28 protein-coding genes and 3 tRNA genes are annotated in these 26,809 nt (G+C 70.5%); 16 read left to right on the top strand and 15 right to left on the bottom strand.

Annotated features, from left to right (window positions below; genetic code table 11):
* Nucleotides 1-212 precede the first annotated feature (212 nt).
* Nucleotides 213-587, bottom strand: coding sequence for a DUF3817 domain-containing protein (locus QP119_RS09680; RefSeq protein ID WP_284775689.1), 375 nt, complete (start codon nt 585-587; stop codon nt 213-215).
* Nucleotides 588-703: 116 nt separating this feature from the next.
* Complete coding sequence (locus QP119_RS09675) at nt 704-1,243, bottom strand: hypothetical protein (RefSeq protein WP_284775688.1); 540 nt, start codon at nt 1,241-1,243, stop codon at nt 704-706.
* Between the two features lie 98 nt (nt 1,244-1,341).
* Between QP119_RS09675 and QP119_RS09670 the strand changes: the two genes are divergently transcribed.
* From QP119_RS09670 to thiE, 4 genes are all read left to right on the top strand, one after another.
* Nucleotides 1,342-1,425 (top strand) — tRNA-Leu (locus QP119_RS09670).
* A gap of 19 nt (nt 1,426-1,444) precedes the next feature.
* On the top strand, nt 1,445-1,867 hold the full coding sequence (locus tag QP119_RS09665) for a holo-ACP synthase (protein WP_284775700.1): 423 nt from the start codon (nt 1,445-1,447) through the stop codon (nt 1,865-1,867).
* An 11-nt stretch (nt 1,868-1,878) separates the two neighbouring features.
* Entirely contained in the window at nt 1,879-2,724 is an 846-nt protein-coding gene (thiM, locus tag QP119_RS09660; protein WP_284775685.1) for a hydroxyethylthiazole kinase, read from the top strand.
* The gene (gene thiE / locus QP119_RS09655; RefSeq protein WP_284775683.1) at nt 2,721-3,410 is read left to right on the top strand and encodes a thiamine phosphate synthase; all 690 of its coding nucleotides are present in this window, start codon (nt 2,721-2,723) and stop codon (nt 3,408-3,410) included. The genes thiM and thiE overlap by 4 nt, the downstream gene beginning before the upstream one ends.
* Nucleotides 3,411-3,484: 74 nt before the next feature.
* On the opposite strand, the gene QP119_RS09650 is transcribed toward thiE, so the two are convergent.
* Entirely contained in the window at nt 3,485-4,135 is a 651-nt protein-coding gene (locus QP119_RS09650) for a TetR/AcrR family transcriptional regulator (protein ID WP_284775682.1), read from the bottom strand.
* Between the two features lie 13 nt (nt 4,136-4,148).
* Complete coding sequence (gene bcp, locus QP119_RS09645) at nt 4,149-4,643, bottom strand: thioredoxin-dependent thiol peroxidase (protein WP_284775680.1); 495 nt, start codon at nt 4,641-4,643, stop codon at nt 4,149-4,151.
* A gap of 41 nt (nt 4,644-4,684) precedes the next feature.
* On the opposite strand from bcp, the gene QP119_RS09640 reads away from it, so the two are divergent.
* From QP119_RS09640 to QP119_RS09625, 4 genes are all read left to right on the top strand, one after another.
* Entirely contained in the window at nt 4,685-5,413 is a 729-nt protein-coding gene (locus tag QP119_RS09640) for a DsbA family protein (protein ID WP_284775677.1), read from the top strand.
* Between the two features lie 174 nt (nt 5,414-5,587).
* Nucleotides 5,588-5,863 carry a DUF3618 domain-containing protein gene (locus QP119_RS09635; RefSeq protein ID WP_284775697.1) on the top strand — a complete coding sequence of 92 codons (276 nt, stop codon included), beginning with the start codon at nt 5,588-5,590 and terminating at the stop codon, nt 5,861-5,863.
* A gap of 160 nt (nt 5,864-6,023) precedes the next feature.
* The gene (locus QP119_RS09630; protein WP_284775674.1) at nt 6,024-6,932 is read left to right on the top strand and encodes a hypothetical protein; all 909 of its coding nucleotides are present in this window, start codon (nt 6,024-6,026) and stop codon (nt 6,930-6,932) included.
* The gene (locus QP119_RS09625) at nt 6,916-7,941 is read left to right on the top strand and encodes a hypothetical protein (protein ID WP_284775672.1); all 1,026 of its coding nucleotides are present in this window, start codon (nt 6,916-6,918) and stop codon (nt 7,939-7,941) included. The genes QP119_RS09630 and QP119_RS09625 overlap by 17 nt, the downstream gene beginning before the upstream one ends.
* On the opposite strand, the gene QP119_RS09620 is transcribed toward QP119_RS09625, so the two are convergent.
* From QP119_RS09620 to QP119_RS09595, 6 genes are all read right to left on the bottom strand, one after another.
* On the bottom strand, nt 7,938-8,495 hold the full coding sequence (locus tag QP119_RS09620) for an isochorismatase family protein (protein ID WP_284775670.1): 558 nt from the start codon (nt 8,493-8,495) through the stop codon (nt 7,938-7,940). The two genes, QP119_RS09625 and QP119_RS09620, sit on opposite strands and share 4 nt — an antisense overlap.
* Before the next feature lie 154 nt (nt 8,496-8,649).
* Nucleotides 8,650-9,123 (bottom strand): gluconokinase, encoded by a 474-nt coding sequence (locus QP119_RS09615; RefSeq protein WP_284775694.1) that lies wholly within the window; start codon nt 9,121-9,123, stop codon nt 8,650-8,652.
* Nucleotides 9,124-9,182: 59 nt separating this feature from the next.
* A complete protein-coding gene (locus QP119_RS09610) occupies nt 9,183-9,329 on the bottom strand; it encodes a hypothetical protein (RefSeq protein WP_284775669.1) in 147 nt (48 codons plus the stop codon).
* Nucleotides 9,295-9,840, bottom strand: coding sequence for an enolase C-terminal domain-like protein (locus QP119_RS09605; protein ID WP_284775667.1), 546 nt, complete (start codon nt 9,838-9,840; stop codon nt 9,295-9,297). Before QP119_RS09605 ends, QP119_RS09610 begins: the two co-directional genes overlap by 35 nt.
* 355 nt (nt 9,841-10,195) lie before the next feature.
* Nucleotides 10,196-10,339, bottom strand: coding sequence for a hypothetical protein (locus QP119_RS09600; protein WP_284775665.1), 144 nt, complete (start codon nt 10,337-10,339; stop codon nt 10,196-10,198).
* 201 nt (nt 10,340-10,540) lie between these two features.
* The gene (locus QP119_RS09595) at nt 10,541-11,692 is read right to left on the bottom strand and encodes a LacI family DNA-binding transcriptional regulator (RefSeq protein ID WP_336620420.1); all 1,152 of its coding nucleotides are present in this window, start codon (nt 11,690-11,692) and stop codon (nt 10,541-10,543) included.
* Between the two features lie 233 nt (nt 11,693-11,925).
* Between QP119_RS09595 and QP119_RS09590 the strand changes: the two genes are divergently transcribed.
* The gene (locus QP119_RS09590) at nt 11,926-13,215 is read left to right on the top strand and encodes a glutaminase (RefSeq protein WP_284775692.1); all 1,290 of its coding nucleotides are present in this window, start codon (nt 11,926-11,928) and stop codon (nt 13,213-13,215) included.
* An 86-nt stretch (nt 13,216-13,301) separates the two neighbouring features.
* On the opposite strand, the gene QP119_RS09585 is transcribed toward QP119_RS09590, so the two are convergent.
* Nucleotides 13,302-13,377, bottom strand: a tRNA-Lys gene (locus QP119_RS09585).
* A gap of 594 nt (nt 13,378-13,971) precedes the next feature.
* On the opposite strand from QP119_RS09585, the gene QP119_RS09580 reads away from it, so the two are divergent.
* Complete coding sequence (locus QP119_RS09580; RefSeq protein ID WP_284775664.1) at nt 13,972-15,159, top strand: L,D-transpeptidase; 1,188 nt, start codon at nt 13,972-13,974, stop codon at nt 15,157-15,159.
* Nucleotides 15,160-15,356: 197 nt separating this feature from the next.
* Here QP119_RS09580 and QP119_RS09575 read toward each other — a convergent pair.
* Together QP119_RS09575 and orn are read right to left on the bottom strand one after the other, a co-directional pair.
* Nucleotides 15,357-15,429: transfer RNA gene (locus tag QP119_RS09575), tRNA-His, on the bottom strand.
* 48 nt (nt 15,430-15,477) lie between these two features.
* The gene (gene orn, locus QP119_RS09570) at nt 15,478-16,131 is read right to left on the bottom strand and encodes an oligoribonuclease (protein WP_284775662.1); all 654 of its coding nucleotides are present in this window, start codon (nt 16,129-16,131) and stop codon (nt 15,478-15,480) included.
* Between the two features lie 330 nt (nt 16,132-16,461).
* Here orn and nrdD point away from each other — a divergent pair, with 330 nt between their 5' ends.
* Together nrdD and nrdG are read left to right on the top strand one after the other, a co-directional pair.
* Nucleotides 16,462-18,636, top strand: coding sequence for an anaerobic ribonucleoside-triphosphate reductase (gene nrdD / locus QP119_RS09565; protein ID WP_284775660.1), 2,175 nt, complete (start codon nt 16,462-16,464; stop codon nt 18,634-18,636).
* 13 nt (nt 18,637-18,649) lie between these two features.
* Nucleotides 18,650-19,381: an anaerobic ribonucleoside-triphosphate reductase activating protein gene (nrdG, locus tag QP119_RS09560; RefSeq protein ID WP_284775659.1), complete on the top strand. Its 732-nt coding sequence runs from the start codon at nt 18,650-18,652 to the stop codon at nt 19,379-19,381.
* A 63-nt stretch (nt 19,382-19,444) separates the two neighbouring features.
* Here nrdG and QP119_RS09555 read toward each other — a convergent pair whose 3' ends face one another.
* On the bottom strand, nt 19,445-19,831 hold the full coding sequence (locus tag QP119_RS09555) for a hypothetical protein (protein ID WP_284775657.1): 387 nt from the start codon (nt 19,829-19,831) through the stop codon (nt 19,445-19,447).
* Between the two features lie 424 nt (nt 19,832-20,255).
* Here QP119_RS09555 and QP119_RS09550 point away from each other — a divergent pair, with 424 nt between their 5' ends.
* The 3 genes from QP119_RS09550 to QP119_RS09540 all read left to right on the top strand — a co-directional run bounded on the left by QP119_RS09550 (nt 20,256) and on the right by QP119_RS09540 (nt 24,646).
* On the top strand, nt 20,256-22,223 hold the full coding sequence (locus tag QP119_RS09550) for a beta-glucoside-specific PTS transporter subunit IIABC (RefSeq protein ID WP_284775654.1): 1,968 nt from the start codon (nt 20,256-20,258) through the stop codon (nt 22,221-22,223).
* A gap of 33 nt (nt 22,224-22,256) precedes the next feature.
* Nucleotides 22,257-23,669, top strand: a complete 1,413-nt coding sequence (ascB, locus tag QP119_RS09545; RefSeq protein ID WP_284775653.1) for a 6-phospho-beta-glucosidase — start codon at nt 22,257-22,259, stop codon at nt 23,667-23,669.
* Between the two features lie 140 nt (nt 23,670-23,809).
* On the top strand, nt 23,810-24,646 hold the full coding sequence (locus QP119_RS09540) for a CAT RNA binding domain-containing protein (protein ID WP_284775652.1): 837 nt from the start codon (nt 23,810-23,812) through the stop codon (nt 24,644-24,646).
* A 23-nt stretch (nt 24,647-24,669) separates the two neighbouring features.
* Here QP119_RS09540 and cmrA read toward each other — a convergent pair whose 3' ends face one another.
* Nucleotides 24,670-25,470, bottom strand: coding sequence for a mycolate reductase (cmrA, locus tag QP119_RS09535; protein ID WP_284775651.1), 801 nt, complete (start codon nt 25,468-25,470; stop codon nt 24,670-24,672).
* Nucleotides 25,471-25,607: 137 nt separating this feature from the next.
* Between cmrA and QP119_RS09530 the strand changes: the two genes are divergently transcribed.
* Entirely contained in the window at nt 25,608-26,801 is a 1,194-nt protein-coding gene (locus QP119_RS09530; protein WP_284775648.1) for a hypothetical protein, read from the top strand.
* Nucleotides 26,802-26,809: the final 8 nt, after the last annotated feature.

Genomic DNA, 26,809 nt, shown 5'->3' with positions numbered 1-26,809 from the left:
GTGATGAGTTGGTCGAGCAGGTTCATGTCCCCCAGCATGACCGGCCCGCCAACAGTGCGCGAGAGCACTATGCCCTGTTTGTGGAGCACCAGGGCTGTTCCACAACCGCATTCACGGGCCGGCGCACGGGGGCGGCAATTTCTGGTACCGGCGCCCACGCACCCACCGGGAGGGAACCGCCGAGGGGCGGGACGGGACGTCGGCAATGGGGGTCAGCGCTCGTTGAGCTGGAACTTCTCCGTGACCTCGCGGCGGCGCCAGTGCTCGACGAAGAAGGACAGCAGCGGCACCACGCCCGAGATCGCCGTGACCACCCACGTCGCCGGCTTCCAGCGGGCCTTCAGACCCAGGTTCAGCGTCGCGATGACGAATGCGATGTAGGCCCAGCCGTGCAGGATGGCCACCCACGTCGCCCAGGAGGGCATCTCCATGTGCAGGAGGTACTCGGCGATCATGCGCGCGCACAGGAGCAGCAGCATGCAGCCGGTCGCCCAGGCCGCGAAGGAGAAGATGGTCAGGGCCTGGCGCACGCGGCGCTTACGCTCCGGGTGGACCTTCGGGCGGGGCTTCTCGGCGGGTGCCGTCATGGGGTCAGTCTCCTGGTCTCTGTCTCGGTCATGCTCTCGGTCAGTCGCGGAGCGCTGCCGCTCCGCCCATGAGTGGTCGAATTCGGTCGCGCGTCGGTTCCCGGCGCCGGGGTGCGTCAGTCGCCGGCGAGGTCGGCGAGACCGGAGAGGTCCTCGCCGCCTCGGCGCCGCCGGTTGAGGCGGTTGAAGTCCTCGACGTCGAGGATCGGGCGTTCGGGAAGGAACTGCGCGACCTCCTCGGATGCGGTGTCGTCGAACTCGGCGGCGTCCGCGGCGTAGAGGCGGTCCATCTCCGGGTCCGAGCTGGCCACGGCGCCGTCGGTGTCCGTGCCGGCCGCGTCCGCGCCGTCCGCGCCGTCCGCGCCGTCCGCGCCGTCCGCGTCGGCGCCGCGCTCGGCGGCGTCGAGGGCCGCGTTGTCCGCGTCGATCTTCTCGTTCTCGTACTGCAGGAACTTGCGGTAGGCGTAGACGAAGAAGGCGCCGAACATCGGCCACTGGAACGCGTAGCCGAGGTTCTGGAACGTGCCCGAGCCGGACTGGAAGCGCGTCCACTGCCACCACGCCAGCGCGATGGTGCACACCACGGCGATCGCGAGGAAGACGACGTGCGTGAAGCGGACCCGCACGTGCTGCCGTCTCTTCCTCTCACCACTCATGACTGTCCAGGATACCCGGATGCATCAAAAGGCGGAAAGCCTCGCGCGGCAGGCGGGCGGGGCCACCGCGTGCGGGCCCCGTTATGATGGACGCCTGCGCGCCCGTGGCGGAACTGGCAGACGCGCTGGATTTAGGTTCCAGTGTCTTTGACGTGGGAGTTCGAGTCTCCCCGGGCGCACCAGTGCAACAATGGCGGCATGTTGACCATCGGCACCGACCTGGTGCACGTGCCCGCCTTCGCCGCGCAGCTCGCGGTCCCGGGCAGCCGCTTCGGGCGCGTGTTCACCGCCGCCGAGCAGCGCCGCGCCGCCGGCCACGTAGACCGCGACGCGCACCTGGCCGGCCGGTGGGCCGCCAAGGAGGCCTTCATCAAGGCCTGGTCGCAGGCGCTGTTCGCCCACCCGCCCGTCATCGCCGCCGACGAGGTCGACTTCGCCGAGATCGAGACCGTCGCCGACGCCTGGCACCGCCCCGCCTACCGCCTCCACGGCGCCGTCGCCGAGGCCGTCGCCGCGAGCCTGCCCGACGGGTGGCGCGCCGAGCTGAGCATCAGCCACGACGGCGACTACGCCGTCGCCCAGTGCCTGCTGCACGCGCGGGGGAGCGCCACCCCCGCGGGGTAGCCTTGGCAGCCATGACCGACACCTCTGACATCGCCCCCGGCCTCGACGCCGGGGAGCTGGCCGCCGCCTTCGCCGAGGTCCGCGCCAACGGCCCCCTCGTCCAGTGCATCACCAACACCGTGGTCACCAACTTCACCGCCAACGCGCTGCTCGCCGCCGGCGCCGCCCCGGCGATGGTGGACATCGTCGGCGAGGCCGGCGACTTCGCCCGCGTGGCCGGCGGCGTGCTGGTCAACCTGGGCACGCCGACCCCGGAGCAGCGCACCGCCGCCCGCGAGGCCGTCGCGGCCGCCGGCGAGGCCGGCACCCCGTGGGTGCTCGACCCCGTCGCCGTCGGCGCGCTGAAGGTGCGCACCGAGCTGGCCGCCGAGCTCGTCGAAGAGCGCCCGGCCGCCGTGCGCGGCAACGCCTCCGAGATCCTCGTGCTCGCGGGCACCGGCGCCGGCGGGCGCGGCGTGGAGTCCACCGACACCCCCGAGGCAGCCCGCGCGGGCGCCGAGGAGCTGGCCCGCCGCACCGGCGCCGTCGTCGCCGTCTCCGGCGAGCGCGACCTGATCACCGACGGCGCCACCACCGTCCTGGTCACCGGCGGCGACGCCCTGCTGACCCTCGTCACCGGCGCCGGCTGCGCGCTCGGTGCCCTGGTCACCGCCTTTATCGCCGGCCGCGGCGGCCACTCCGTGCTCGCCGCCGTCACCGCCGCCCACGTCGCCTACGGCCTTGCCGCCGAGCGCGCCGCCGCGCAGGCGGAGGGCCCGGGCAGCTTCGCCGTCGCGCTTCTCGACGCCCTGCACAACCTGCAGCCGGACGACGTCGCCGCCGGCGCCCGCGTCGAGGTCCTGGAGCCCGCCGAATGAGCGCCGAGCGCGCCGACCGTACGCAGGCCGCCCGCGGCGTCTACCTCGTCACCGACCGCGCCCAGTGCGGCGGGCGCGGCGTCGTCGAGACCGTGCGCCAGGCCGTCGACGCCGGCGTGACCACCGTCCAGCTGCGCGACAAGGACGCCACCGACGCCGAGATCCTCGCCTGCCTGCGCGAGCTCGCCCCGGTCACCGCCGGGCGCGCGGTGCTCGTCGTCGACGACCGCCTCGACGCCGTCGTCGCCGCGCGCCGCGAGCGGCTCGCCGTCGACGGGGTCCACCTCGGCCAGTCGGACACCTCCGTGGCCGTCGCCCGCGCCGCGCTCGGCCCCGACGCCGTGGTGGGGCTCACCGCCGACCGCCCCGAGCACCTCGAGGCCCTGGCGAAGCTGCCCGCCGGCACCGTCGACTACCTGGGCGTGGGCGCCATCCACCCCACCGCGACCAAGGCCGACGCCCCCGAGGCGCTCGGCGTGGCCGGCTTCGCCGACTTCGTCGCCGCCGCCCCGTTGCCGTGCGTGGCCATCGGCGGCGTCAAAATTGCCGACGTCGCGCCCCTGCGCGCCGCGGGTGCCTGCGGCGTGGCCGTGGTCTCGGCGATCTGCGCCGCCGACGACGCCCGCGCCGCGGCCGCCGAACTCGTCGCCGAGTGGGAGAGCGCGGAGAGCGCGGAGGACGCGTAACGCGGCCGCGCGGGCCCACGCAGAGCCCGCACGGACTCGCACGGGCGACCGACGGGACGTCGGCAATTGAACGCCTAGGCGCCGGCGACGGTGAACAGGTACGCCACGAGCATGCGCTTGGTCTCGGCGACCACGGCGTCGACGTCGGCGTCGGTGCGCTCGGGCGCGCCCACGGCGTAGTTGAGCAGCGAGACCACCGTGTGCACGAGCACGCCGGCGAGCTTGCGGCGCTCGGTGCGCGGCACCCCGTGGGCCAGGGGGCCCAGCACCCCGGCGATCAGGTCGAGCATCTCGCGCTCGGTGTCCGCGGCCGTCGCACGCGTCGCCGGCGTGGACTGCACCGCGTGCCACACAGCGCGGCGCGAGGGGTCGCGCACCCACAGCTCGGCGAGGTGGTCGATGAAGTCCTCGAGCACCACCGGCCACTGCGGGGTGGGCACCTGCTCGGAGAAGGACCGCAGGGCGGCGACCGTGGCGTTCGTGTCCTCGCGGTCGAGCTCGCAGACCATCGCGTACTTGTTGGCGAAGAACTGGTAGATCGTGCCGATCGGCACGTCGGCGCGCTTGGCCACCTCGTCGAAGGTGAAGGACTCGAAGCCCGACTCGACCAGCACGCCGCGCGCGGCGGTGAGGATCCGGGAGAAGCGCTCCCGGCTGCGCGCCTGGGCGGGGCGCCGGCGCGGGCGCAGGATCTCCCCGCCCGCCGGGGCGTTCGCCGTGCTCACCGTCCGAGTCCCGCTAGGAGTTGTCCGCGGCGTCGACGTCGTCGAGGTCGCGGATGAAGCGGGCGACGTGTCCGGTGGCCTTGACGTTGTACTTCGCGGCGCCGATGGTGCCGTCCGGCTCGACGAGGAAGGTCGAGCGGATCACACCCTGGACGACCTTGCCGTAGTTCTTCTTCTCGCCGAACGCGCCGTAGGCGGTCATGACCTCCTTGTCGGGGTCGGAGAGCAGCGGGAAGGTCAGCCGGTGGTCCTCGCGGAAGGCGGCGAGCTTGTCCTGCTTGTCCGGCGAGATGCCCACGACGTCGATGCCGGCGTCGTTGAGCTGGGTGAGGCTGTCGCGGAAGTCGCAGGCCTCCTTTGTGCAGCCGGGGGTGTTGGCGCGCGGGTAGAAGTAGACGATGACGCGGCGGCCGGCGAAGTCCGACAGCGAGACCTCGTCGCCGTGGTCGTCGGTGAGCGTGAATGCGGGGGCGGTGTCGCCGGGCTGGAGTTTCTTCGTCTCGGTCATGGGTGCCACTCTACCCGCGGTGTTACGTACACTTGGTGGACATGAACGCTTTCCGACGTCCCGTCCGTTCCCTCGCCGCCCTCCTCGCCGTGGGTGCGTTTGCGCTCGCCGGCTGCGCCGGCGACGAGGGTGACACCTCCGGCTCGGCGGAGGAGTCCGCCGCCTCGCTGACGGCGTCCTCGTCCGGCGAGGAGGACGCCTCGGCTGCGGCCGACGAGTCGCCGCTGGTGGCGCTCGCGCGCGACACCGCCGACGACCCGCGGGCCCTGGGTGAGGCCGACGCGCCGGTGCAGGTGCTGCTGTTCACCGACCCGTCGTGCCCGCACTGCTCGAACTTCCACGAGAACGTGTTGCCGAAGCTGCAGTCGGACTACATCGACACCGGCAAGGTCCGCCTCGAGGTCCACGACCTCGGCGTGCTCGGCGAGGACTCGGTGAAGATGTCCGCGGCCTCGCGCGCCGCCGCCGACCAGGGCCGCTACTTCGAGTACATCGACCAGCTCTACCCGGCCACGCTCAACGGGGAGACCCGCGGCGTCGACGAGGACAAGCTCGTCGCCTGGGCCGAGGCCGCCGGCGTGCCGGACATCGACGCCTTCCGCGAGGCGATCTCCGGCGACGATCTCGCCGCCAACGTGCAGTTCGACTCCGAGGCCGCCACGAACGCGGGCCTGAAGGTCGTGCCCACCGTGATCGTCAACGGCAAGGAGGCCGAGAACGTCGAGGAGCTCGACGCCTTCCTGCCGCAGATCGACGAGCAGCTGGACTGACCGACGCGCGCCTGGCGCAGGCCTGGCGCAGGCCTGGCGCACGCCGCACCGGGGCGACGCTGACACGGCACGCGAAGGTGTGGCAGACTCATTACCCGGATACCCGCTTTCCGGGGTAGGGGCCTAGGGCGGCCCCGGGGAGCGGAAGCAGACAGAGTTGATTGGGAGATGACCGTGGCACGAGACATCGATGACATCCAGCGCGACATCGAGCGCACCCGCAGGCAGCTGGCCGGCACGCTGGATCAGCTCGCCGACCGCAGCAAGCCGAAGAACCTGGCCGACGACGCAAAGAACCAGGTCACCGACTGGCTGAAGGACCCGAAGGTGCAGAAGATCCTCGCCGGCATCGGCGTGGCCGTCACCGGTGTGGTCGTCTTCGCGGTCGTGCGCTCGCGCCGCAACCGCAACGACCTCAAGGAGCTGCGCAAGCTGCTCGCCGACCGCTGACCCGGTCGAGGCGCCGCGCGGCGCCCGCGCCCGGTGGGGAAAGCTCCCCGCCGGGCGTTTTCCGTGTGTCGGGCTCGGTGACCCGGGGGTAACTTCGCAGGGTAAGGTCAACGCGGACCGCTTCAGTTCGCGGTGAGATCCGCGGTGAGAAAGGACGATCATGAGCCCGAACGGCACGCCGGACCCGCAGGACAACCGTGACCGTGCAGACCAGTGGGGTGCGCAGTGGGGCGGCGACTCCGAGACGCGCCGCATCGTGCCCGGGGAGCAGGGGGCGGCCCAGGCCGGCGGCCAGACGGGGAGTGAGCGCCCCGCGCCGCGCCAGTACTTCCCCGGCGAGACCGAGCCCGGCATGCCCGACGGCTGGCAGGCGCCGCCGCAGGGGCAGGGCTACGGGCAGACGTACGGCCAGGACGGCTATGCGCAGGGCTACCCGCAGGGCCAGGGCTACGGTGCAGGCTACGGCCAGGAGGGCTTCGCGCAGGGCTACAGCGACGCCTGGGGCACCGGCGACGGCACGAACGGCGCGGTCGACGCCCCCGGGGCGACGGCGGCCGGCAAGGGCCGCGACCGCACATTCGTGGTGCTGTGCGGCGTCGCCGGCGTGCTGCTCGTCGCCGTGCTCGCGCTGGTGCTGTGGCTGTTCGTCTTCTCCTCCGACGGCGACGACACCGAGACCGGCGCGGCCGGCAACACGCTGACCTCGCAGTCGGCGAGCGAGTCGGCCAGCTCTCCGTCCACCGCCGCCTCCTCTTCCTCCTCCGAGGAGGCCGGCAGGCCCACCGACGCCAAGGTGCCCTCGGACGCCTGGGCCGTCAACGACGCCGCCAAGAACAACGAGCCCAGCGGCGACTTCAACAACGTCTACGCCTCCGGGCCGACCAGTGAGCCGTTTGCACTTGCCGTGCGCGACGCATTCGTGGATGCTTATCTGGACGACGGCCGCACCGACCAGACGATTGACGTCCACAGCTCGGTGACCGGCCGCAGCTACACCATGACTTGCGAAGACAACGGCTCCTACGTGCACTGCACAGGCGGCAACGACGCGAATGTCTACATCTCCTGACCGTCTGGTCCGGGCCGACGCCGCGGTGGCGGCGGCCGCCCTGCTGGTGGCTTCCCTGACCGCCTGCACGATCGACAAGCCCGGGGAGGCCACTACCACCCCCGCGGCGACGACCGCGCAGCCCACCCCGACCGGTGACCCCGAACCCGTCGACCGCGGCAACCCCGGGGTCTCCGAGGAGGCCCTCGAGAAGCTCGCCGACGAGGTCGCCGAGGAGTTCGGCCAGCCCGTCGGCGTGGCCGTCGCCGACCCCTTCGGCGTGCACACCGGCGGCGAGATCGAGTCCGCCGCGGCCTGGTCGACGATCAAGGTGCCCATCGCGGTGGCCGCCGAGCGCGGCGCCGACGGGGCGAGCGACGGGTCCGGCGCAGGTGCGAACACGTGGATCGACCAGCTCGTCGACCAGGCGATCACCGTCTCCGACAACGACGCCGCCGACAGCCTCTGGCTCAGCCTGGGTGACACCGCCACCGCCAGCCAGGCCACCGACGCGGTGCTCACCGAGGGCGGCGACGAACTCACCGACGTCGAGACCGATGTGCTGCGCTCCGGCTTCTCCGCCTGGGGCCAGACCGACTGGGCCGTGGCCGCGCAGGCCCGCTTCGCGCTGAGCCTGCCGGAGATGGCCGGCGCCGAGCACGTCGTCGAGGCGATGGGGCAGATCAGCCCCGACCAGGCCTACGGCCTCGGCCGCATCGACGGCGCCCACTTCAAGGGCGGCTGGGGCCCGGACGACCAGACCGGCGCCTACGAGGTCCGCCAGTTCGGATTCGTCAACACCGACTGCGGCCTGCGCGGCCTGGCGGTGGCCACCAACGGCGGCAACTACGACCAGGGCCAGGCGGTCCTCGACGAGCTGGCCCGCGGACTCGACAAGCTGGTCTGCGCGCCCCGCGACGCCGCACCGCAGCCCACGGCGACGGAGGGCGCGACGCGCACGGACGGGACGTCGGAAATCACACGGCAACGCACCGTGACGCCGCACCCGACGCAGGGCGCCCGGACCTAGATGATCTCGGCGCCGGCGGCGCGCATCTCCTCGATCGCGGCGGCGCCGCCCTCCTCGCTGACCGCGGAGCACAGCGACGTCAGCACGCGCACCGAGAAGCCGCGCTCCAGGGCGTCGAGCGCGGTGGCGCGCACGCAGAAGTCCGTGGCGATGCCGCACACGTCGACCTGCGTGACGTCGTGCGCGCGCAGCCAGGCCTCCAGGTCCTGCCCGCCGTCCGGGGTGGTGCCGGAGAAGCCGGAGTAGCCGTCGTCGTACTGGCCCTTGTGGAAGTACTCCTCGATGGCGGCGTCGGCCAGCGCCGGGTGCATCGCCGCGCCCTCGGTGTCCGCGCGGCAGTGCACGGGCCAGGTGTGCACGAAGTCGGGGTCCTCGGCGAAGTGGCTGCCCGGGTCGATGTGCCAGTCCTGGGTGGCCACGACGTGCTCGCGGCCGCCCGCGCCACGGGCGACGACCTCGGCGATGGCGGCGGCCACCTTGTCGCCGTCCGCGGTGCCGAGCGCGCCGCCGGGGCAGAAGTCGTTCTGGGTGTCGACGATGACGAGTGCCTTCATGCGGTCTCCTGAGGGTCGGGCGGAAAGTTCCTTCCGGCTAAGCCTAGTCCGGCGCGCGCGGGCGGGGGTGAACGGTTTTCGGCCCCGGGACACGAGGTGTGTCCCGGGGCCGGGGTTGCCGCGTCGCGGGCTGCAGGGTTCTCGGGGCGCCGTGCTAGTGGTCGCGCAGCCAGGCGGCGGCGTTGTCGGCGACGGTCTCGGGCGCGTCGGCGACGTCGACGACCACGCCGGGCTCGTCGTCGCCCAGCGGCTCGAGTGTGGCCAGCTGCGAGTCCAGCAGCGAGGCCGGCATGAAGTGGCCGGTGCGGTTCTCCATGCGCTCGCGCAGCAGCTCCGGGGTGCCGTGGACGTGCACGAAGTTCGCGTCCGGCGTGGCCTGGCGGATCAGGTCACGGTAGCTGCGCTTGAGCGAACTGCAGCCGATGATGCCGCCCTCGGCGCTGTCGTGCAGCCACTGGCCGACGAGGCGCAGCCACGGCCACCGGTCGTCGTCGTCGAGCGCCTCGCCGCGCGCCATCTTGTCGATGTTCTCCTGCGGGTGCAGGTCGTCGCCGTCGCGGTAGGGCAGGCCGAGGCGCTCGGCGAGCAGCTCGCCGACGGTCGTCTTGCCCGAGGCGGACACGCCCATCACGACGATGTGGGGGTGGGCTGCCAAATCGTTCTCCTTCGTGTCGCTGCGCCGGGTGCTCACCAGTTGTGGACGGTGCCGTCCGCGAGCCGGTTGTAGGGCAGGTAGGCCTGCTCGTAGGGGAACTTCTCGGCGATCTCCGGGTGGAACTCCACGCCCAGGCCGGGGTTGTCACCCGGGTGCAGCAGGCCGTTCTCGAAGGTCATGGAGGTCTCGAAGACCTCGAGCGTCTCCTTGGAGTGGGTCATGTACTCCTGGGCGCTGGGCGCCGTAGTTGTGGATGTTGATGTCCAGGTGCAGCTCGGCGGCGAAGCCGATCGGAGAGACGTCCGTGGGGCCGTGGAAGCCGGACTTGATCTGGTACGGCTCGGCCTGCGCCATGGCCTTCTTCAGCGGGGTGATGCCGCCGAAGTGGGTGGTCGCGCAGCGCACGTAGTCGATGAGCTGGTTGTCGATGAGGTCCTTGATGTCGTAGACCGAGTTGAAGACCTCGCCGATGGCCAGCGGGGTGGTCGACTGCTCGCGGACGTAGCGCAGGTTCTCCTGGTTCTCGCCGAGGGTGACGTCCTCGAGCCAGAACAGGTTGTAGGACTCGAGCGACTTGGCGAACTGGGCGGCCTCGAGCGGGGTCAGGCGGTTGTGGCCGTCGTGCAGCAGCGGCAGTTCGGTGCCGAACTCGTTGCGCACGGCCTCGAAGACGGTGGGCACGTGGCGCATGTAGGCCGCGGAGTCCCAGTCCTCCTCGACGGGCCAGTCGCCGCGGTTGGCCGGCTCGAAGTCGTAGCGCTGCCCGGACGACTGCTCCTGGGCGGCGATACCGTAGAGCTTGTTTGATGCCCGGCACGGAGGTCTGCACGCGGATCATCGTGTAGCCGAGGTCCATCTCGTAGCGGATGGAGTCGAAGAGGCTCTCCAGGTCGGTGCCGGAGGCGTGGCCGTAGGCGCGCGCACCGGTGCGCGAGGCGCCGCCGAGCAGCTGGTAGACCGGCATGTTCGCCATCTTGCCCTTGATGTCCTACAGGGCCATGTCCACGGCGGCGACGGCGGCCATGGTCACGGGGCCGCGGCGCCATTAGGCGGAGCGGTAAAGAAACTGCCAGGTGTCCTCGATGTTGCGCGCGTCGCGGCCGACGAGCAGCTGGCAGACGTGGTCCTTGAGGTAGTGGGCGGCGGACAGCTCGCGGCCGTTGAGCGTCGCGTCGCCGACTCCGACCACGCCGTCGTCGGTCTCGACGCGGTCCTCCCCGCATGCGCGGGGGTGAGCCCCACACCCCGGACCCCGATCACCCCTCCCATCCGTCTTCCCCGCATGCGCGGGGGTGAGCCGGCCCCCACACCGTGATGGTGTGGGGGCCAATCGTCTTCCCCGCATACGTGGGGGTGGCCCGGAGATCATCATCGACACCGGCATCGGTGATTACAGTTCCCGCACCGGCGGGAGTCCACCCGGCGGCCGCAGACTCAGTCCCCGCCGGGCGCGCGCCGCGTCGACTCCCGCTCGATCAGCCGGGTCGGAAGCACGTGCGGCCGGCTCATCGGCCCGCGCTCGCCGCGCACCAGCGCCATCGCGTTGGCCGCGGCCAACGCGCCCGATCGAGCGCAGCGGCCTGGCCACCGTGGTCAGCGAGGGCCGCACGATCGTGGTCAGCTCCGTGTTGTCGAAGCCGACCACGGCGACGTCCTCGGGCACCCGCCATCCGTCGTGGCGGGCCTGCTGCATGAATCCGATGGCCACCAGGTCGTTGAAGCACATCACCGCGTCCGTGGGGTCCTTGCGCCAGCGCACGAAGGCCCGCTGCCCGCCGGCGGGTGGTCGGCGCGTCGGCGTGCATAGGGTGCACCGAGACCCGCGCGAGCGGCGCACCTGCTCCAGCGGCAGCTGCGCGCTGCGGGTGAAGGTGACCACGTCCTCGGTGGTCTCCGCGTTGCCCACCGCGTCGAGCAGCCCGCGCAGCCGGATCGCGTCCGCCCACGATCCGTCTGGGCCGCCGATGTAGGTGATCGAGCGCGCGCCGAGCTCCTCGAGGTGGCTGGCCGCCTTGGTCGCGCCCTCGTAGTTGTCCACCAGCACACTGGGCACCCCGGGCACCGGCCGATTGACGCACACCGTCGGCAGCCGACGGGCGATCTTGGCGACCTCGTTGTTGCTCAGCCGCGCCGAGGCCAGCAGCAGCGCGTCGACGTGCGGGATGAACGCCTCGGCGGCGGAGTGCGAGCGCCCGCGCACCTCGTCGACGTTGGCCACGAGCACCTGGAACTCGCCGACGTGCGCGGCGTGCTCGGCGCCGCGGATGATCTCCAGGAAGAACGGGTTGGTGTTGTCCGCGACCACGATGCCGAGGTTGCCCGTGCGCTCGCGCCCCGGGTTGCTGCGCGTGGCCAGCTCGCGCCGGTAGCCCAGTTTCTTCGCTGCCGCGCGCACCTTCTCCGCGGTGCGGAAGCTGACCCGGTCCGGCCTGTTCAGGGCCCGGGAGACCGTCGCGGCCGACACCCCGGCCGCCGCGGCGACGTCGTAGATCGTGACCTTGCGGTCCGGCCCGCCCTCCGGCGTCGAGTCTGCTTCCTGCATAAGGGGCAATATAAGTACGTTTCCGCCCGTGGCGGCGCGTGATTGCCGACGCCCCGCGTCCCCCACGCGGCGCGCCGGCGCACCCGGTGCGCGTGACCTGGGGTGCGCTCCGCGCGCCCCGCCCGCCCACGCCGCACGGGTGCGCCGGGGGGCGGGAAGCACGGCGTCGGCAATCGGGGGGCGGGTAGCCTGTGTGCGACCGACCGAAGGGTGGAATGACCGTGGTGGAACAGATCAAGTCGCCGGTGCCGCAGTACCTGGAGAACCTGCTCGACGAGGTGCGCGACAACACCGACGGCGCGGTGGCCGACTACATCCCGAACCTCGCCGAGGCCGACCCGGACCCGCTGGCGATCGCGCTGTGCACCGTCTCCGGGCGCATCTACGCCGCCGGCGACGCCGACCGGCTGTTCACCATGCAGTCGATCACCAAGCCGTTCGTCTTCGGGCTCGCGCTGCAGGAGCACGGCGAGAAGGTGCTCGACGTCGTCGGGCTGGAGCCGTCAGGGGAGTCCTTCAACGAGCTCTCGCTGGACCGCAGCACCCACCGGCCGATGAACCCGATGATCAACGCCGGCGCCATCGCGGTCAACCAGCTGATCAACGGCACCGAGTCCAGTGTGGAGGACCGCGTGGCCGTCATCCACGACTTCCTCGGCCGCCTCGCGGGGCGTGACTTGAGCGTCGACGAGGACCTGGCGGACAACGAGCTGGCCAGCGCCGACCGCAACCTGGCGCTGGCGCACATGCTGCGCAGCCACGGCGTGATCAACGACGACGCCCGCGACGCCGTCGACAGCTACATCCGCCAGTGCGCCGCCGAGGTCAGCGTGCGCGACCTGGCTGTGATGGCCGCGACCCTGGCCAACGGCGGGGTGCAGCCGCAGACCGGCGAGCGCGTCCTCGACCCCGGCGTGGCGCGCCTGACGCTGGCGGTGATGAGCTCGGCGGGCATGTACGACGGCGCCGGGCGCTGGATGGCGCGTGTCGGCATCCCGGCCAAGTCCGGGGTCTCCGGCGGGCTGCTCGGCTCGCTGCCCGGCCAGCTGGGCATCGGCACCTTCTCGCCGCGGCTCGACTCCGAGGGCAACAGCGTGCGCGGCCGGCTGCTCTACGAGCTGCTCTCCGACTCGATGGGCCTGCACCTGATGAACCCCGCCGAGGTCGGCGTGCACGCGGTGCGCTCCATCCTGGTCCACGGCGAGGACACGGTGCTGACCCTGCAGGGCGTGATCAACTTCTCCGCCGCCGAGTCGATCCTGCACGAGATCGCCCGCCACGACTTCACCGAGGGCCGCCTGGTCCTCGACGTCACCCGCGTGGTCACCGTCGAGTCGATCGGGCGGAGGTTCCTGTCCTCCGTGCTGGCGAAGATGCGCGCAGCCGGCCTGGACATCGCGCTGCACGACCCGGAGGACCGCCTGCGCGAGCTGACCGTCGACGGCGACCGCCCCGAGAGCCTCGACGCCGAGGAGCTCGCCGAGGTCGAGGCCGAGCCGCCGGAGAACGACGGGGAGTGGTGAGGCGGTAAGGCCCGCGCCGCGGCTGCCGCTGCCCCCCGCATGCAGAAAAGGCCCGGTACGATGTACCGGGCCCTACCTGCTGTTATTGGTGCGCCATCAGGGAATCGAACCCCGAACCCACTGATTAAGAGTCAGTTGCTCTGCCAATTGAGCTAATGGCGCATGTTGCTCGGGCGGTCTGTGCCGCTCCCCTGCAACGGACAGTTACTTTAGCACCGCACCCGGGGACCGTAAAATCGGCTGGTCATAGGTCATTTCATGCATTCCGTCGCGGTGCTTGGCCGGTGCCTCTGTGGCGCACTTGCGCGCGGCGCGTTGGCGCCGCGCCCGATTGCCGACGCCACGCGGCGCGCCGAGGGGTGGTACCCGCCGCGCCGTGGGGCGCGACGTCGTCAAGCGTGTCGGCGCGCGCCTGCCCGCGCTCGCACAGCGCCCACCCCGCGCGGGGAGTGCTCCTCGCTCTGTTTGGTCCGCCAATAGGCAAGCGGACTACTATCCGTGTACGTGTCCTCAATCGCGCGCGGGCGGCACCCCGGCGCGGGGGAGGGGCGTCGCTCACACAACGTCCGCCATGTTCCGGCGGAGACCGGGAAAAGCGTCGTGACCGGGGAAGATTGCCGTTTCCGACAAACTCTCGATAACCGTTTGATTACGTTTGTGCGTCGCGGCTAACGGTGTGTGGCGGTGGCTCGTAAAGAGGGTATGGTGACCGCAGATCTCCTGTGGGGTAGTCGAAAATTCAAAGGATTGACGGAGATGAAGCATTACCGGACACGGGCGTTCGTCACCGCCACGCTGACGGTAGTGGCGCTGGTGGCGTCAGGTTGCACGATCGGCCAGGCCGGTCCCGACCACGAGAACACGGCAGAGGTCGAGGAGGCCACGCAGGACGCCGAACCGGAGGTCTCCGTCAAGGACGACGCCACCGAGGTCGACCCCTCCGAGCCGGTGACGGTGACCTCCCGGGGCGAGGGCCTCAAGGACGTCACCATGACCAACGAGCAGGGCTACGAGGTCGAGGCCAAGTTCAACGAGGACCACACGGAGTGGACCACCGACGAGGTCCTCGGCTACAACCGCACCTACACGGTCAAGGCCACCGACAAGAACGGCAAGAAGACCTCCGTCCAGTTCCAGACGATCATGCCGTCTTACACCGCCAACGTGGCGCTTTCGCCGCTGGAGGACGCCGAGGTCGGCGTCGGCCAGACGATCGCCGCGCGCTTCTCCGTGCCGATCGAGGACCGCCAGGCCGCCCAGGACGCCATCAAGGTGACCACCGAGCCGTCCGTGGAGGGCGCGTTCTTCTGGGTCAACAACTACGAGGTGCGCTGGCGCCCCGAGAACTACTGGCGGCCGGGCACCAAGGTCAAGGTCGAGGCCGACATCTACGGCATGGACCTCGGCGGTGAGGTCTACGGCGAGTCCGACAACGCGACCTGCTTCACCATCGGCGACGACGTGCGCACCGTCGTCGACGACTCGACCAAGCAGATGACCGTCTACCGCAACGGCGAGGCGCTGCGCACCATCCCGGTCTCCCTGGGCCGCGACGGCGCCTACGCCACCCCGAACGGCATCTACATGATCGGCGACAAGAACCCGTCGATGATCATGGACTCCGAGACCTTCGGCCTCTCGCACGAGGCCGGCGGCTACCGCACCGCGGTCGACTGGGCCACGCAGATGTCCTACTCCGGCATCTACGTCCACTCCGCGCCGTGGTCGGTGTGGGCGCAGGGCTCGCAGAACACCTCGCACGGCTGCATCAACGTCACGCCCGAGGCCGCCAAGTGGTTCCAGGACACCGTCAAGCGCGGCGACATCGTCGAGGTCAAGAACACCTCCGGCGAGACGCTCTCCGGCTACGACGGTCTGGGGGACTGGAACATACCCTGGAAGACCTGGAAGGCCGGCAACGCCAAGGACAACACCGCCGCCTGATCGACTCACCCCCGCACTTGCCGACGCCGCGTCGCCCACCCGGGCGCCGCGGCTTCGCCGTCTCTGCGTGGCGCGGCGCGCGTGCCGCGTGCCGCGCGCCGGGGTCGGGGTCGGTGCCGGCGGCCTGCGCGGTCGGGGCGTGCCCGCGCATGCGACGAGCCCCGCACCGTCTCCGGTGCGGGGCTCGTCTTCTTCGGGGTGGATGACGGGACTCGAACCCGCGACACCCAGGATCACAACCTGGTGCTCTACCAGCTGAACTACATCCACCATCGCCGCGAAATGCAGCGTGGACAACCATAGTCCAACGGTTCACATTTACAAAAACCGCTGGTAGGCCTCGGTGGCTTCCTGCTGTGCGGTGGCCGCCTCCTCCGAGGTCGGGCCCGGTTCGGCGACGAAGGCCACGCGGCGGTAGTAGTCCAGCTCGCGGATGGACTCGACGATGTCGGCCAGTGCGCGGTGGGCCATGCCCTTGTCGGGCTGGTGGTGGTAGACGCGCGGGTACCAGCGCCGCGCGAGCTCCTTGATCGAGGAGACGTCGACCATCCGGTAGTGCAGGGCGGCGTCCAGGCGCGGCATCTGCTCGCGGATGAAGGAGCGGTCGGTGGCGATGGAGTTGCCGGCCAGGGGAGCGGGGTGGTCGGGGTCGCAGTGCTTCGCGATCAGGTCGAGCACGGCCTGCTCCGCCTGCTCCATGGTCACCTCCGAGGCGCGGATCTCCTCGGTCAGGCCGTTGGTGGCGTGCATGTTCTGGACGAAGTCGTCCATCTCCGCCAGCTGCTCGTCGGTGGCGTGGACGACCAGGTCCACGCCTTCGCCGAGGATGTTGAGGTGGGCGTCGGTGACCAGCGCGGCGATCTCGACGATGGTGTGCCGGTGGATGTCCAGGCCGGTCATCTCGAGGTCGATCCAGACCAGCCGGTCGTCCTTGGGGGCAACGGTGTGATTTTCGGTCGCTTGAGCGGACATGCCCCAACTGTAGAACAAGGCGACGGTGCGGTCGGCGCGACGTCGTCAAGCGGTGGTCCGGCAGTGGTCGAGCGGTGGTCAAGCAGTGGTCCGGTAGTGGTCCAGCCCCATGGATGGGGTTACACCCTGAAAGGGGGTACTACATATTGTGTGTGATGTAAATCTGAGCGGCGGAAAGGCGGCCGCGGAGCCAGAGGTGGCGGTCGCCGATAGGCGCGACCTTTCACAGAAATGAAATGCTTCAAGATCATTCTTACGATGGAGTTCGCTGCTCAAGGTCACAACGACGTAATTACAGCGGTCAGAGCGAAAGGACGGTATCGGATCTCCATGACGAAGGCGACGGTCATCAAGCGGGACGGGCGACACGTGGCGTTCTTCCCCGCCAGGATCCTCAACGACCTGCGCTCCGCCGAGCGCGTCTACGGCGTGTGCCCCGCGCGCCCGGCCGGGGAGATCGTCGCCGAGGTTGCCGCCCGCGTCGAGGCCGCCGCCGCTGATGCTGCTGACGCAGACGCCGCCGGCACCGACGCTTCCAGCGCCGACGCCGCCGTTACCACCACCCGCATCCGCGAGTTCCTCGGAGAGGCCCTGGCGGACTCGCCGGAGGTCTGCGACGCGCTGCGCGAGCAGGGCGCACGCAAGGAGGCCCAGCTGGCCACCGCCACGGACCTCACCCACGCCATCGACCGGGTAGTCAGCAAGGACGTCGACGTCATGGCGGAGAACGGCAACAAGGACTCGCGCACCTTCACCACCCAGCGCGAGATCCTCGCCGGCGCCGTCACCCGCGCCGAGGGCCTGCGCATCTACCCCGAGGACATCCGCCGGGCCCACATCAAGGGCCTGATCCACCTGCACGACCTCGACCGCTCGCCCTTCGGCGCGCTGCCGAACTGCTCGCTGCCGGACTTCGAGTACCTGCTCTCCCACGGCTTCACCCTCGGCAACGCGCGCATCGAGCCGCCGCGCTCCATCGGCGTGGCCGCCACCCTGCTCGTCCAGCTGCTCGGCGCGATCTCCGGCGAGCAGTACGGCGGCATCTCCATCCACGAGATCGACCGCCTGCTCGAGCCCTACGCGGAGCTGACCTTGCAGAAGGACCGCGACCTCTACGCCGAGATCGTCGACGACGAAGACGAGGTCGAGCGCCTGGCGCGCAAGAAGGCGCAGAAGGACATCTACGACGCGATGCAGGCCTTCGAGTACCAGGTCAACACGCTGACCACCTCGGCGGCGCAGACCCCGTTCACCTCGGTCTCCTTCGGCATGGTCACCTCCTGGTGCGCCCGCGAGATCCAGAAGGCGATGCTCGCCGTGCGCGAGAAGGGCATGAGCGGGGAGACCGCGATCTTCCCCAAGCTGCTCTACTTCGTCGACGAGGGCGTGAACCACTCGCCGGGCGACCCGAACTACGACGTCAAGTGCGCCGCGATGCGCTGCTCGACCAAGCGCATCTACCCGGACCTGATCTCCGTGCCGCGCATCCGCGAGGAGAAGAACGGCCTTTTGGTCACCCCGATGGGCTGCCGCTCCTTCCTGCACTTCTGGGCGGACGAGGACGGCCGCCCCCGCATCGTCGGGCGCAACAACCTCGGCGTGGTCTCGCTGAACCTGCCGCACCTGGCCATCCAGGCCGAGGGCGACCGCGACGTCTTCTTCGACTCCCTGGACGAGGCCGTCGATTTGGCCGTGCGCGCCCTGCACCTGCGCGAGGACATCGTGCTCGGCGCCGAGCTGGAGAACGCCCCGGTGATGTACACCCAGGGCGGGCTGGGGGATCCGACCGGGATCACCTCGGTGCGCGACTGGTACACGGGGAAGAACGAGAAGCGCTCGTCGATCTCGCTGGGCTACATCGGCATCCACAACGCGATGGTGGCGCTGACCGGCGAGGAGCACTGGCAGGAGGACACGGACCTGCGCGCGCTGGGCCTGCACATCATGGAGCACATCAACGCCCGCGTCGACGCCGTCCAGGACCTCTTCCACGCCAAGCTGACGGTCTACTCGACGCCCTCGGAGTCGCTGTGCGACCGCTTCGCCGCGATCGACCGCGACCGCTTCGGCGAGATCCCCGGGGTCAACGACCGCGAGTACTACGAGAACTCCTTTCATTTCCCGAGCTACCAGGACACCGACCCGGTCTCGAAGATCCACTTCGAGGCGCCCTACATGCACCTGACCCCGGGCGGGTTCATGTACTACGTCGAGGCGCCGAACCTGCAGTCCAACTCCGCGGCCTTCGAGGCGCTGTGGGACGAGGCCTTCGACAACGTCGGCTACTTCGGGGTCAACTCCCCGGTCGACTACTGCTTCCTGTGCGGTTTCGAGGGCGAGTTCCGCTGCGACGAGGAGGGCTACTACTGCCCGACCTGCGGCAACCGCGACGAGACCCAGGCCAGTGTGACCCGCCGGCTGTGCGGCTACCTGGGCTCGCCGATGAAGCGCCCCGTCGTCGCCGGCAAGCAGAACGAGATCAACTCCCGCGTCAAGCACATGTGAGTGAAGGAGGACCATGACCACCGGCGTGCGCACCACGATTGACGACGCCGCGCCTGCCGCCACCGGGCGCACCGACGCACCGTGCGCGGGTGCCGGGCGCGCCGGCGCAGCGGGCGCCGGCGCCGGGCTGGCCGGCTACTACGACGCGCCGCACACCTCCGCCGAGCGCCTCGAGCGCATCGCGCGGATGGACCGGCGCTCGCGCACCTGGGCCGACGCCCCGGTGCTCCGCGTCGCGGACTACAAGCCCTTCCAGGTCCTCGACGGCGAGGGGTTGCGCTGCTCGCTCTACGTCTCCTTCTGCGCGTTCAACTGCCGGGGCTGCTACAACAAGGCCGCCCAGAAGCGGAACTACGGCGTCGAGTACACCGCCGAGCTCGAGGAGCGCATCCTGCAGGATCTGGCGGGGCGCCACGTGGCGGGGCTGACCCTGTGCGGCGGGGAGCCGATGCTCAACGCGACGAACCTTTTGCCGCTGGTGCGGCGGGTGCGCGCGGAGCTGCCGGAGAAGACCGTGTGGTCCTACACCGGCTACCGGTGGGAGACCCTCGAGCTGATCGGCGGGGACCGCTGGGAGCTGGTCAAGAACCTCGACGTGCTCATCGAGGGCCAGTTCATCGCCGAGGAACGCGACGAGTCGAGCCTCAAGCCCTTCTGCGGCAGCTCGAATCAGCGGCTGATCGACGTGCAGGCCTCGCTGGCCGCGGGCCGGGTCGTCGAGTACGAGGTCACCGCGCGCTTCTGAGTCGGGGCCGGTGCCGGGCTCTCGCGTGGTGCGCTGCGCCGCTCGCGCGCCGGGCCTGTGCGCCTAGCCGGCGAGGACGCTGAAGGTCCCGTCGGCGTGCTTGGCCACGGTGTCGCCGCCGCGGGCGATCGAGCCGTCGGGCAACTCGAGCTCGGTCAGGTCGAGGGTCTCGAACTCCGGGGCGACGAACTCGCCGCCGTCGAGCCAGGCCTGGAAGGCGCTGCGGGCGGTGCCGGAGCCGCTGAAGATGTGCTGTTCCACGATGTCGGCGTCTCCTTCGTCCGCGCCGGTCTGGTCGTTGTCGGAGCTGCCCGTCTCCTTGCCGGAGGATGCGACGATGCCCCAGTTGAAGCCGGGGTCGACCGGGGCGGAGGAGAGGTCCGCGCTGGCGGAGAGCGGCGAGCCGCCCAGCAGCAGGGCGCTCAAAAACGTGGCGATCGAGGTGTCCATGGCGCCGAGGTTACGCGCCGGCGCGCGCCACGTGAACCGTTGCCAGGGGATTCCCCGGCACCTCCGCCGTCGCGCCCAGCAAGGCCCACCGCACCCAGCAAGGCCTCGTATAGCAAGGGCGCTTCTCGACCCAGCAAGGCGTGTCCCTGCTGTGCAGGAGCTTGCTGGGCCGACGCTCGGCGGGCGGCCCCGGCGCAGGACAACCCCCGCCCCGGTGACGGTGAGCACACTCGGTTGCCTTTTGCGTCGCGGCGTGGTCATGATGGAAGGCGTCAAAGGATTGTGACCCCGGCACAGACTTCCGGGGGCAAGACCTGGCAAGCAGATGACGTCTCGTCGTCTGCGGGCCAGGTCTTTTTTGTTGCCCGGACGCCTCGGCGCCGGGCACGGAAACCGGGTGAACACCCGGGGAAAGGCAGAGACAATGGCAACGGCAACGGACTTCGCGCCCCTGGCCGGCGCGGTGGTCAAGGGGCTGGGCGGGCCGGACAACATCCGCTCGTTCACCCACTGCGCCACCCGGCTGCGCTTCAAGGTCAAGGACGCCTCCCTGGTCGACTCGGCCGCGGTCGAGGGCACCGAGGGCGTGCTCGCGCTCATGGCGGCCGGCGGCCAGCAGCAGGTCGTCATCGGCAACGACGTCCCCTTCGCCTACGCGGCGGTCCAGGACGTCGCCGGCATGCGTGCCAAGGGCACCAAGGACTCCGAGGACTCGGACGAGACCGACGCCGCCGACGACGACACCTCCGGCGAGAGCAAGAATCTCTTCAACCGCTTCATCGATCTGATCTCGGCGCTGTTCACCCCGATTGTGATGGTGCTGGCGGGCATCGCCATCGGCAAGGCCTTCCTCCAGATGGGCCTGCAGTTCGGCTGGCTCGCCGAGAACTCCGGCACCGCGGTCGTCTTCAACGCGACCTTCGACGGCGTCTTCTACTTCCTGCCGCTCTTCCTGGCGGTCACCGCGGCCAAGCGCTTCCGCATGAACACTTTCGTGGCGCTGGCCGTGGTCACCCCGTTGGTCCACCCGGGCATCGTCGAGCTGGCCGCCACCGAGGGCGCCACCGCCTTCGGGCTCAGCTTCCCGTCGATGAGCTACTCCTCGTCGGTCATCCCCGCCATCGTCGCGGTGTGGGTGGCCAGCTACGTCGAGCACTGGTTCAACAAGATCCTGCCGGGCGCCGTGCGCAGCTTCCTGACCCCGCTGCTCGTCGTGGTCGTCATGGTGCCGCTGACGCTGTTCACCATCGGCCCGGCGACCACCTGGATCTCCACCCAGATCGCCTCCGGTGTCACCTCTCTCTACAACGCCGTGCCCTGGCTGGCGGGCGCTATCCTGGGCGGCTTCTGGCAGGTCTTCGTCATGTTCGGCCTGCACTGGGGCTTTGTGCCGGTGTTCATCAACGACCTCGGCGTCAACGGCTACGAGCCGCTGCTCGCGCCCATCCTGGCCGCCGTCATGGCGCAGGCCGCCGCCACCGCGGCCGTCGCGATCTGGTCGCGCAGCGCCGCGCGCAAGAAGGTCGCCGGCCCGGCCGCCTTCTCCGGAATCGTCGCAGGTGTCACCGAGCCCGCCATCTACGGTGTGAACCTCCCGCTGAAGATGCCGTTCTACATGGGCATCGCCGGCGGCATCGTCGGCGGCCTGATCGCCGGCCTCTCCGACACCGCCGCGAACTCCTTCATCTTCCCGGCACTGCTGGCCCTGCCCGCCTACACCGAGGTCGGCAACTTCGTCCTGCTGCTCATCGGCACCGCCGTGGCCATGGTCATCGCCTTCGTCGGCACCGCGGTCACCCTGCGCCGCGCCGAGGCCGAGGTCGAGGTCCCCGCTGGTGCGCATCCCGAGATTGACGACGCCGCGCTCGCCCCCGTCGCCGCCGAAGGCGACGCCGGGCGTGCTACCCCGGTGTCTGTGCCGACGGCACAGGCCACGGACCACCCTGTGGTGGTCGCGCCGGTCAGCGGCACCGTGGTGCCCCTCGAGCAGGACGACGACAAGGTCTTCGCCTCCGGATCCATGGGGGCGGGCACCGCGATCGAGCCGAGCGACGGGCGGATCGTCGCCCCGGTCTCCGGTGAGCTCATCGCCGTGCAGAAGTCCGGCCACGCCTACGGCCTGCGCAGCGACGACGGCGTCGAGGTGCTCGTGCACGTCGGCATCGACACGGTCATGATGAAGGGCGAGGGCTTCACCGTGGACGTCACCCGCGGCCAGCACGTCGCCGCCGGCGAGCAGCTGGGCACCGTCGACCTCGCCGAGGTCGCGGCCAACAACCACCCGGCCACCACGATCGTCGTGGTCACCAACTCCCGGAAGCTCGGCGCGGTGATCCCCACCGCCACGGGTGAAGTGGCCGCCGGCGCCGCTGTGCTGGACGTCGAGAAGTAACACACAACCCAACCACACGAGAGGAAAGAGACCATGAGCAACTTCCCCGAGGGCTTCCTGTGGGGCGGCGCGACCGCCGCCAACCAGATCGAGGGCGCGTACGACGAGGGCGGCAAGGGCCTGTCCATCCAGGACGTCATGCCGCACGGCGGCACCGCGCCGTCTACCGAGGGCCCGACCGAGGACAACCTGAAGCTTGAGGCCATCGACTTCTACCACCACTACGCCGAGGACATCGCCCTGTTCGCGGAGATGGGCTTCAGCGTCTTCCGCTTCTCCATCGCCTGGTCGCGCATCTTCCCGCGCGGCGACGAGGAGGAGCCCAACGAGGAGGGCCTGAAGTTCTACGACCGCGTCATCGACGAGTGCGAGAAGCACGGCATCGAGCCGCTGATCACGCTCAGCCACTACGAGACCCCGCTCGCGCTCGCCCGGGAGTACGGCGGCTGGCGCAACCGCAAGCTCGTCGACTTCTTCGCCCGCTACGCGCACACCGTGCTCGAGCGCTACGGGGCCCAGGTGAAGTACTGGCTGACCTTCAACGAGATCAACGCCATCCTGCACCTGCCGTTCATGGCCGGCGGCATCGAGCTTGATCGCGAGAACCTGGCCGACCAGGAGCTCTACCAGGCCATCCACCACGAGCTGGTCGCCTCCGCGCTGGCCACCAAGATCGCCCACGAGGTCAACCCGGAGATCAAGGTCGGCTGCATGGCCGTCGCCGTGCCGCGCTACCCGCTGACCCCGGACCCGCGCGACGTGCGCCAGGCGCAGTGGGAGTCCCAGCAGGACATGCTCTTCGCCGACGTGCACTGCCGCGGCGAGTACCCGGCCTCGGCGAAGCGCTACTTCCGCGAGAACGGCATCGAGATCGAGTTCGCCGAGGGCGACGCCGAGCTGCTCAAGGAGCACACCGTCGACTTCGTCTCCTTCTCCTATTACATGTCCGCCTGCTCGACCGCCGACCCGGACAAGCAGGTCCGCGGCGAGGGCAACATCATGGGCGGCGTGCCCAACCCGACGCTTCAGGCCTCCGAGTGGGGCTGGCAGATCGACCCGGTGGGCCTGCGCGTGGTCATGAACGACTTCTGGGACCGCTGGAACAAGCCGCTCTTCGTCGTCGAGAACGGTCTGGGTGCGCGCGACGTGCTCATCGACGGGCCCGACGGCCCGACCGTCGAGGACGACTACCGCATCGAGTACATGAACGATCACCTCGTGCAGGTCGGCGAGGCCATCGCCGACGGCGTGGAGTGCTGGGGCTACACCTCCTGGGGCTGCATCGACCTGGTCAGCGCGTCCAAGGCGGAGCTGTCCAAGCGCTACGGCTTCATCTACGTCGACCGCAACGACGACGGCACCGGCACACTCGACCGCTACAGGAAGAAGTCCTTCGACTGGTACGCCGAGGTCATCCGCACCAACGGCGACAGCCTGAAGGCCTGACCGGCGGTACGGCCTCCCGGCACGGCGGCCAGCGGGCCGGCCGCCGGGAGGTCGCCGCGTACCGCGTGCCGGACGCGCGGCACAATGGCGATGACAGAGACGACGACCAAGACGATGACGAGGATGAAGGGAGGCCGGCGGTGAAGGTACTGCGCGTGCTCAACAACAACGTGGTGCTCGCCGCGCGTGCCGACGGCGGCCCGGTGGTGCTCACCGGCAAGGGGCTGGGCTTCAACACCCGCCCCGGAGACGAGGTCGACCCGCGGGCCGTGCGCCGCACCTTCGTCCCCGACGAGGGCCGCGACGCCGACAACGTCGCGCGCATGGTCGCCGACGTGCCCGCCGACTTCGTCGACCTGGCCGCCGACCTGCTCGCCGGGCACGACGTGCCCGCCTCGACCGTCATCGCGCTGGCCGACCACCTCAACGTCGCCGTGCGTCGCAACACCGCCGACCCCTCGGCGGCCGCGCAGCCGAACCCCTTGGCCGCGGAGGTCTCCCACCTCTACCCGCAGGAGCTGGCCACCGCCCGCGAACTGCTGGCCCGGGCCAACGGGTGGATCACGCAGCGCGGCGAGCGCCCGTTGCCGGCGGCCGAGGAGACCGCGATCGCCCTGCACCTGGTCGGCACCGGATTCCAGGGCGGAAACCTCGCGGCGACCTACCAGATGACGGGCGTGTTCTCCCAGCTCTTCGACGTCATCGACGCCGCCTACGGCACCCGCATCGACCGCGACGGGCTGAGTGCGGCCCGCTTCATCACCCACATGCGCTACTTCTTCGTGCGCGTGGACAAGGGCGAGCAGCTCGACGAGGGCATGGGCGTGCTCGGCGACTCACTGGCCGAGACCCACCCGCAGGCGATCAGCTGCGCCGACCGCCTCGCCGCGGTGCTCGAGCTGCGCCTGAACACGCAACTGACCGCGGACGAGCGCGCCTACCCGGCACTGCACGTCGTGCCCCTGACCGCGAAGTAGCGGCAGGCGCGGCGTCGTAAATCTCAGCCCATCTTGGCGTAGAACCAGCCCATCACCGGCGAGAGCAGCCCGCTCGGCGCGTAGGCCGAGATGGCGTTCATCGCCTTCGACAGGGGGCCGGGCACCACGCGGCGACGGTTCTTGGCCAGCGCCTCGAGGGTCTCGTCGGCGCAGGACTCGTAGGTCGTCCACAAAAAGTCGGGCACGACCTTGTCCACGATGGACTGCTCGGACTCGGGGATCTCCGCCTCGCGCACCGGGCCCGGGGCCAGCAGCGTGCAGTGCACGCCGGTGCCCTTGAGCTCGTAGTGCAGCGCCTCGGTGAAGGCGTTGACGCCGGCCTTGGTGAACACGTAGGTCGCGTTGTTGGGGATCGGCACGTTGCCGGCCGCCGAGCCGACGTTGCAGATGGCGCCCTCGCCGCGGGCGACCATGCCCGGCAGCGCGGCGCGGGTGAGGCGGAAGACGGCGGTGGCGTTCAGGTTGAACTGGTTGGTCTCGTAGTCCCAGTCCTGGTCGAGGAAGGGCCCGAAGCTGGCGATGCCGGCCGAGTTGACCAGGATGTTGATCTCCCGGTTCTCGATCTCCTCGACAAGTTTCGTGACCTCCTCGGCCTTGGCGAGGTCGGCCGGGCGGACCTCGACGGTGACCCCGTGGGCCTCCTCGAGCTCCGCGGCGATCTTCTCGAGGACCTCCCGGCGGCGGGCGACGAGGATCAGGTTGTGGCCGTAGCGGGCCAGCTTGCGGGCGATCGCCTCGCCGATGCCCTGACTGGCACCGGTGACCAGCGCGGCGGCGGAGGTCGAGGGGTAGGGCAGGGTCATCGGGCACCGTTCCTTCATCGGGGATCGTGTCGAAATCGTGACACGGCGTGCGTGTTCAACGATGCTACCCGCGCGCGGCGCGGGGCTACACTGGCTGCCGCCAATAGCCCTCGACCCACAGAAAGCGGTATCCACCGATGACGAAGTCCGTGCGCACCCGTGTGCTCGCCGCGCTGCTGCCGGCTGCCCTGGCCACCGCCGTGCTTTCCGACGCCCCCGCGGGCGCCGACGAGCGCGCCGCGCTCGCCGCCCCCGGCGCCCCCATGCGCAGCGACGTGCAGCTGACCGACATGCCCCTGCCAGAGTACCTGAACCGCCAGGTCTGTAGCCAGGGCGTCATCGGCACGGTGGTGCTGCCGGACGGCACGCAGCAGCGCGTGCTGGTCACCGCGGGGCACTGCCTGGCGCCGATGGAGGGCCAGCCGGAGTTCGGCGACCGGGTCTTCGCGCCGACGCGCAGCGGTGGCGACACCGTCATCGGCTACCGCGACCAGGCCCACGCCCCGGCGACCAACGAGGCGGACCTCGCGCAGGCCGAGGGGGACCTCGCCGAGACGCTGCGCCTGTCCGTCGACTCGCCCGACTGGGGCACCGCGGTGCTCAACGAGGGCGTGGTCGACAGCCGCATGGCCGACTCCGTGGACAAGGCGGGCAACGCGCACGGCACGCCGGTGCGCCTGACCGCGATCCGCGACTACCCGGACCTGGCCCCGGGCCAGTACGACTTCTCCGTGGCCGGCCAGCCGATCTGCAAGGACGGCACCACCACCGGCCGCAGCTGCGGCACCCTGCTGGTGCGCTCCCAGAACGGGCTGTGGGCCTGGGACCTGGGCTACGTGCAGGGCGACTCGGGCGGCGTGAACTTCGACCCGAACACCGGCGAGGTGCTCGGCGTGAGCTCCATGGTCTTCGGGCCGATCACCCGCGCCCAGCCGGCGGACGTGGCCGTCGAGCAGGCCTACGGCATCCCCGACGGCCAGGTCAACGAGCGCTTCTCGCTGACCGACTCGGAGGCCAAGCACTCCGACGACCTGCGCACCTTCGGCGAGGACGAGGCCGTCGCGCTCGACTGGGCCCAGGAGAACGGGGCCATGCCGGACTTCGTCGCCGAGCACCAGCGCAACGTCGCGGCCGCCGAGGCCGACGCCGCGGAGTACTCGCAGCGCATCGGGGCCGACGCCCAGGGTGCCGTCGACGCGCTGGGCGCGGGCCAGGACCCGGCGAGCGCCTTCGCCCCGCTGGGCCAGACCCTCGACGAGGCCGGGCAGTCGGCCTCCCACCACGCCGAGGTGCTGCCGGAGAGCGCCGTGCTCTCCATGCTCTCCCAGTAGGGGAGAGG

Origin of the sequence: Corynebacterium frankenforstense (genome assembly GCF_030211955.1) — a bacterium.
Classification (GTDB): Bacteria; Actinomycetota; Actinomycetes; order Mycobacteriales; family Mycobacteriaceae; genus Corynebacterium; species Corynebacterium frankenforstense_A.
The sequence above is the reverse complement of the archived record's forward strand: the minus strand, read 5'-3'. Positions and strand labels throughout refer to the sequence as shown.

Coding starts and splice junctions, on each gene's coding strand:
- QP119_RS09680 (WP_284775689.1), bottom strand. CDS start 587: ATGACGGCACCCGCCGAGAAGCCCCGCCCGAAGGTCCACCCGGAGCGT.
- QP119_RS09675 (WP_284775688.1), bottom strand. CDS start 1,243: ATGAGTGGTGAGAGGAAGAGACGGCAGCACGTGCGGGTCCGCTTCACG.
- thiM (WP_284775685.1), top strand. CDS start 1,879: ATGACCGACACCTCTGACATCGCCCCCGGCCTCGACGCCGGGGAGCTG.
- thiE (WP_284775683.1), top strand. CDS start 2,721: ATGAGCGCCGAGCGCGCCGACCGTACGCAGGCCGCCCGCGGCGTCTAC.
- bcp (WP_284775680.1), bottom strand. CDS start 4,643: ATGACCGAGACGAAGAAACTCCAGCCCGGCGACACCGCCCCCGCATTC.
- QP119_RS09640 (WP_284775677.1), top strand. CDS start 4,685: ATGAACGCTTTCCGACGTCCCGTCCGTTCCCTCGCCGCCCTCCTCGCC.
- QP119_RS09630 (WP_284775674.1), top strand. CDS start 6,024: ATGAGCCCGAACGGCACGCCGGACCCGCAGGACAACCGTGACCGTGCA.
- QP119_RS09625 (WP_284775672.1), top strand. CDS start 6,916: ATGTCTACATCTCCTGACCGTCTGGTCCGGGCCGACGCCGCGGTGGCG.
- QP119_RS09620 (WP_284775670.1), bottom strand. CDS start 8,495: ATGAAGGCACTCGTCATCGTCGACACCCAGAACGACTTCTGCCCCGGC.
- QP119_RS09615 (WP_284775694.1), bottom strand. CDS start 9,123: ATGGGCGTGTCCGCCTCGGGCAAGACGACCGTCGGCGAGCTGCTCGCC.
- QP119_RS09610 (WP_284775669.1), bottom strand. CDS start 9,329: ATGACCTTCGAGAACGGCCTGCTGCACCCGGGTGACAACCCCGGCCTG.
- QP119_RS09605 (WP_284775667.1), bottom strand. CDS start 9,840: ATGCGCCACGTGCCCACCGTCTTCGAGGCCGTGCGCAACGAGTTCGGC.
- QP119_RS09595 (WP_336620420.1), bottom strand. CDS start 11,692: ATGCAGGAAGCAGACTCGACGCCGGAGGGCGGGCCGGACCGCAAGGTC.
- QP119_RS09580 (WP_284775664.1), top strand. CDS start 13,972: ATGAAGCATTACCGGACACGGGCGTTCGTCACCGCCACGCTGACGGTA.
- orn (WP_284775662.1), bottom strand. CDS start 16,131: ATGTCCGCTCAAGCGACCGAAAATCACACCGTTGCCCCCAAGGACGAC.
- nrdD (WP_284775660.1), top strand. CDS start 16,462: ATGACGAAGGCGACGGTCATCAAGCGGGACGGGCGACACGTGGCGTTC.
- nrdG (WP_284775659.1), top strand. CDS start 18,650: ATGACCACCGGCGTGCGCACCACGATTGACGACGCCGCGCCTGCCGCC.
- QP119_RS09555 (WP_284775657.1), bottom strand. CDS start 19,831: ATGGACACCTCGATCGCCACGTTTTTGAGCGCCCTGCTGCTGGGCGGC.
- QP119_RS09550 (WP_284775654.1), top strand. CDS start 20,256: ATGGCAACGGCAACGGACTTCGCGCCCCTGGCCGGCGCGGTGGTCAAG.
- ascB (WP_284775653.1), top strand. CDS start 22,257: ATGAGCAACTTCCCCGAGGGCTTCCTGTGGGGCGGCGCGACCGCCGCC.
- cmrA (WP_284775651.1), bottom strand. CDS start 25,470: ATGACCCTGCCCTACCCCTCGACCTCCGCCGCCGCGCTGGTCACCGGT.
- QP119_RS09530 (WP_284775648.1), top strand. CDS start 25,608: ATGACGAAGTCCGTGCGCACCCGTGTGCTCGCCGCGCTGCTGCCGGCT.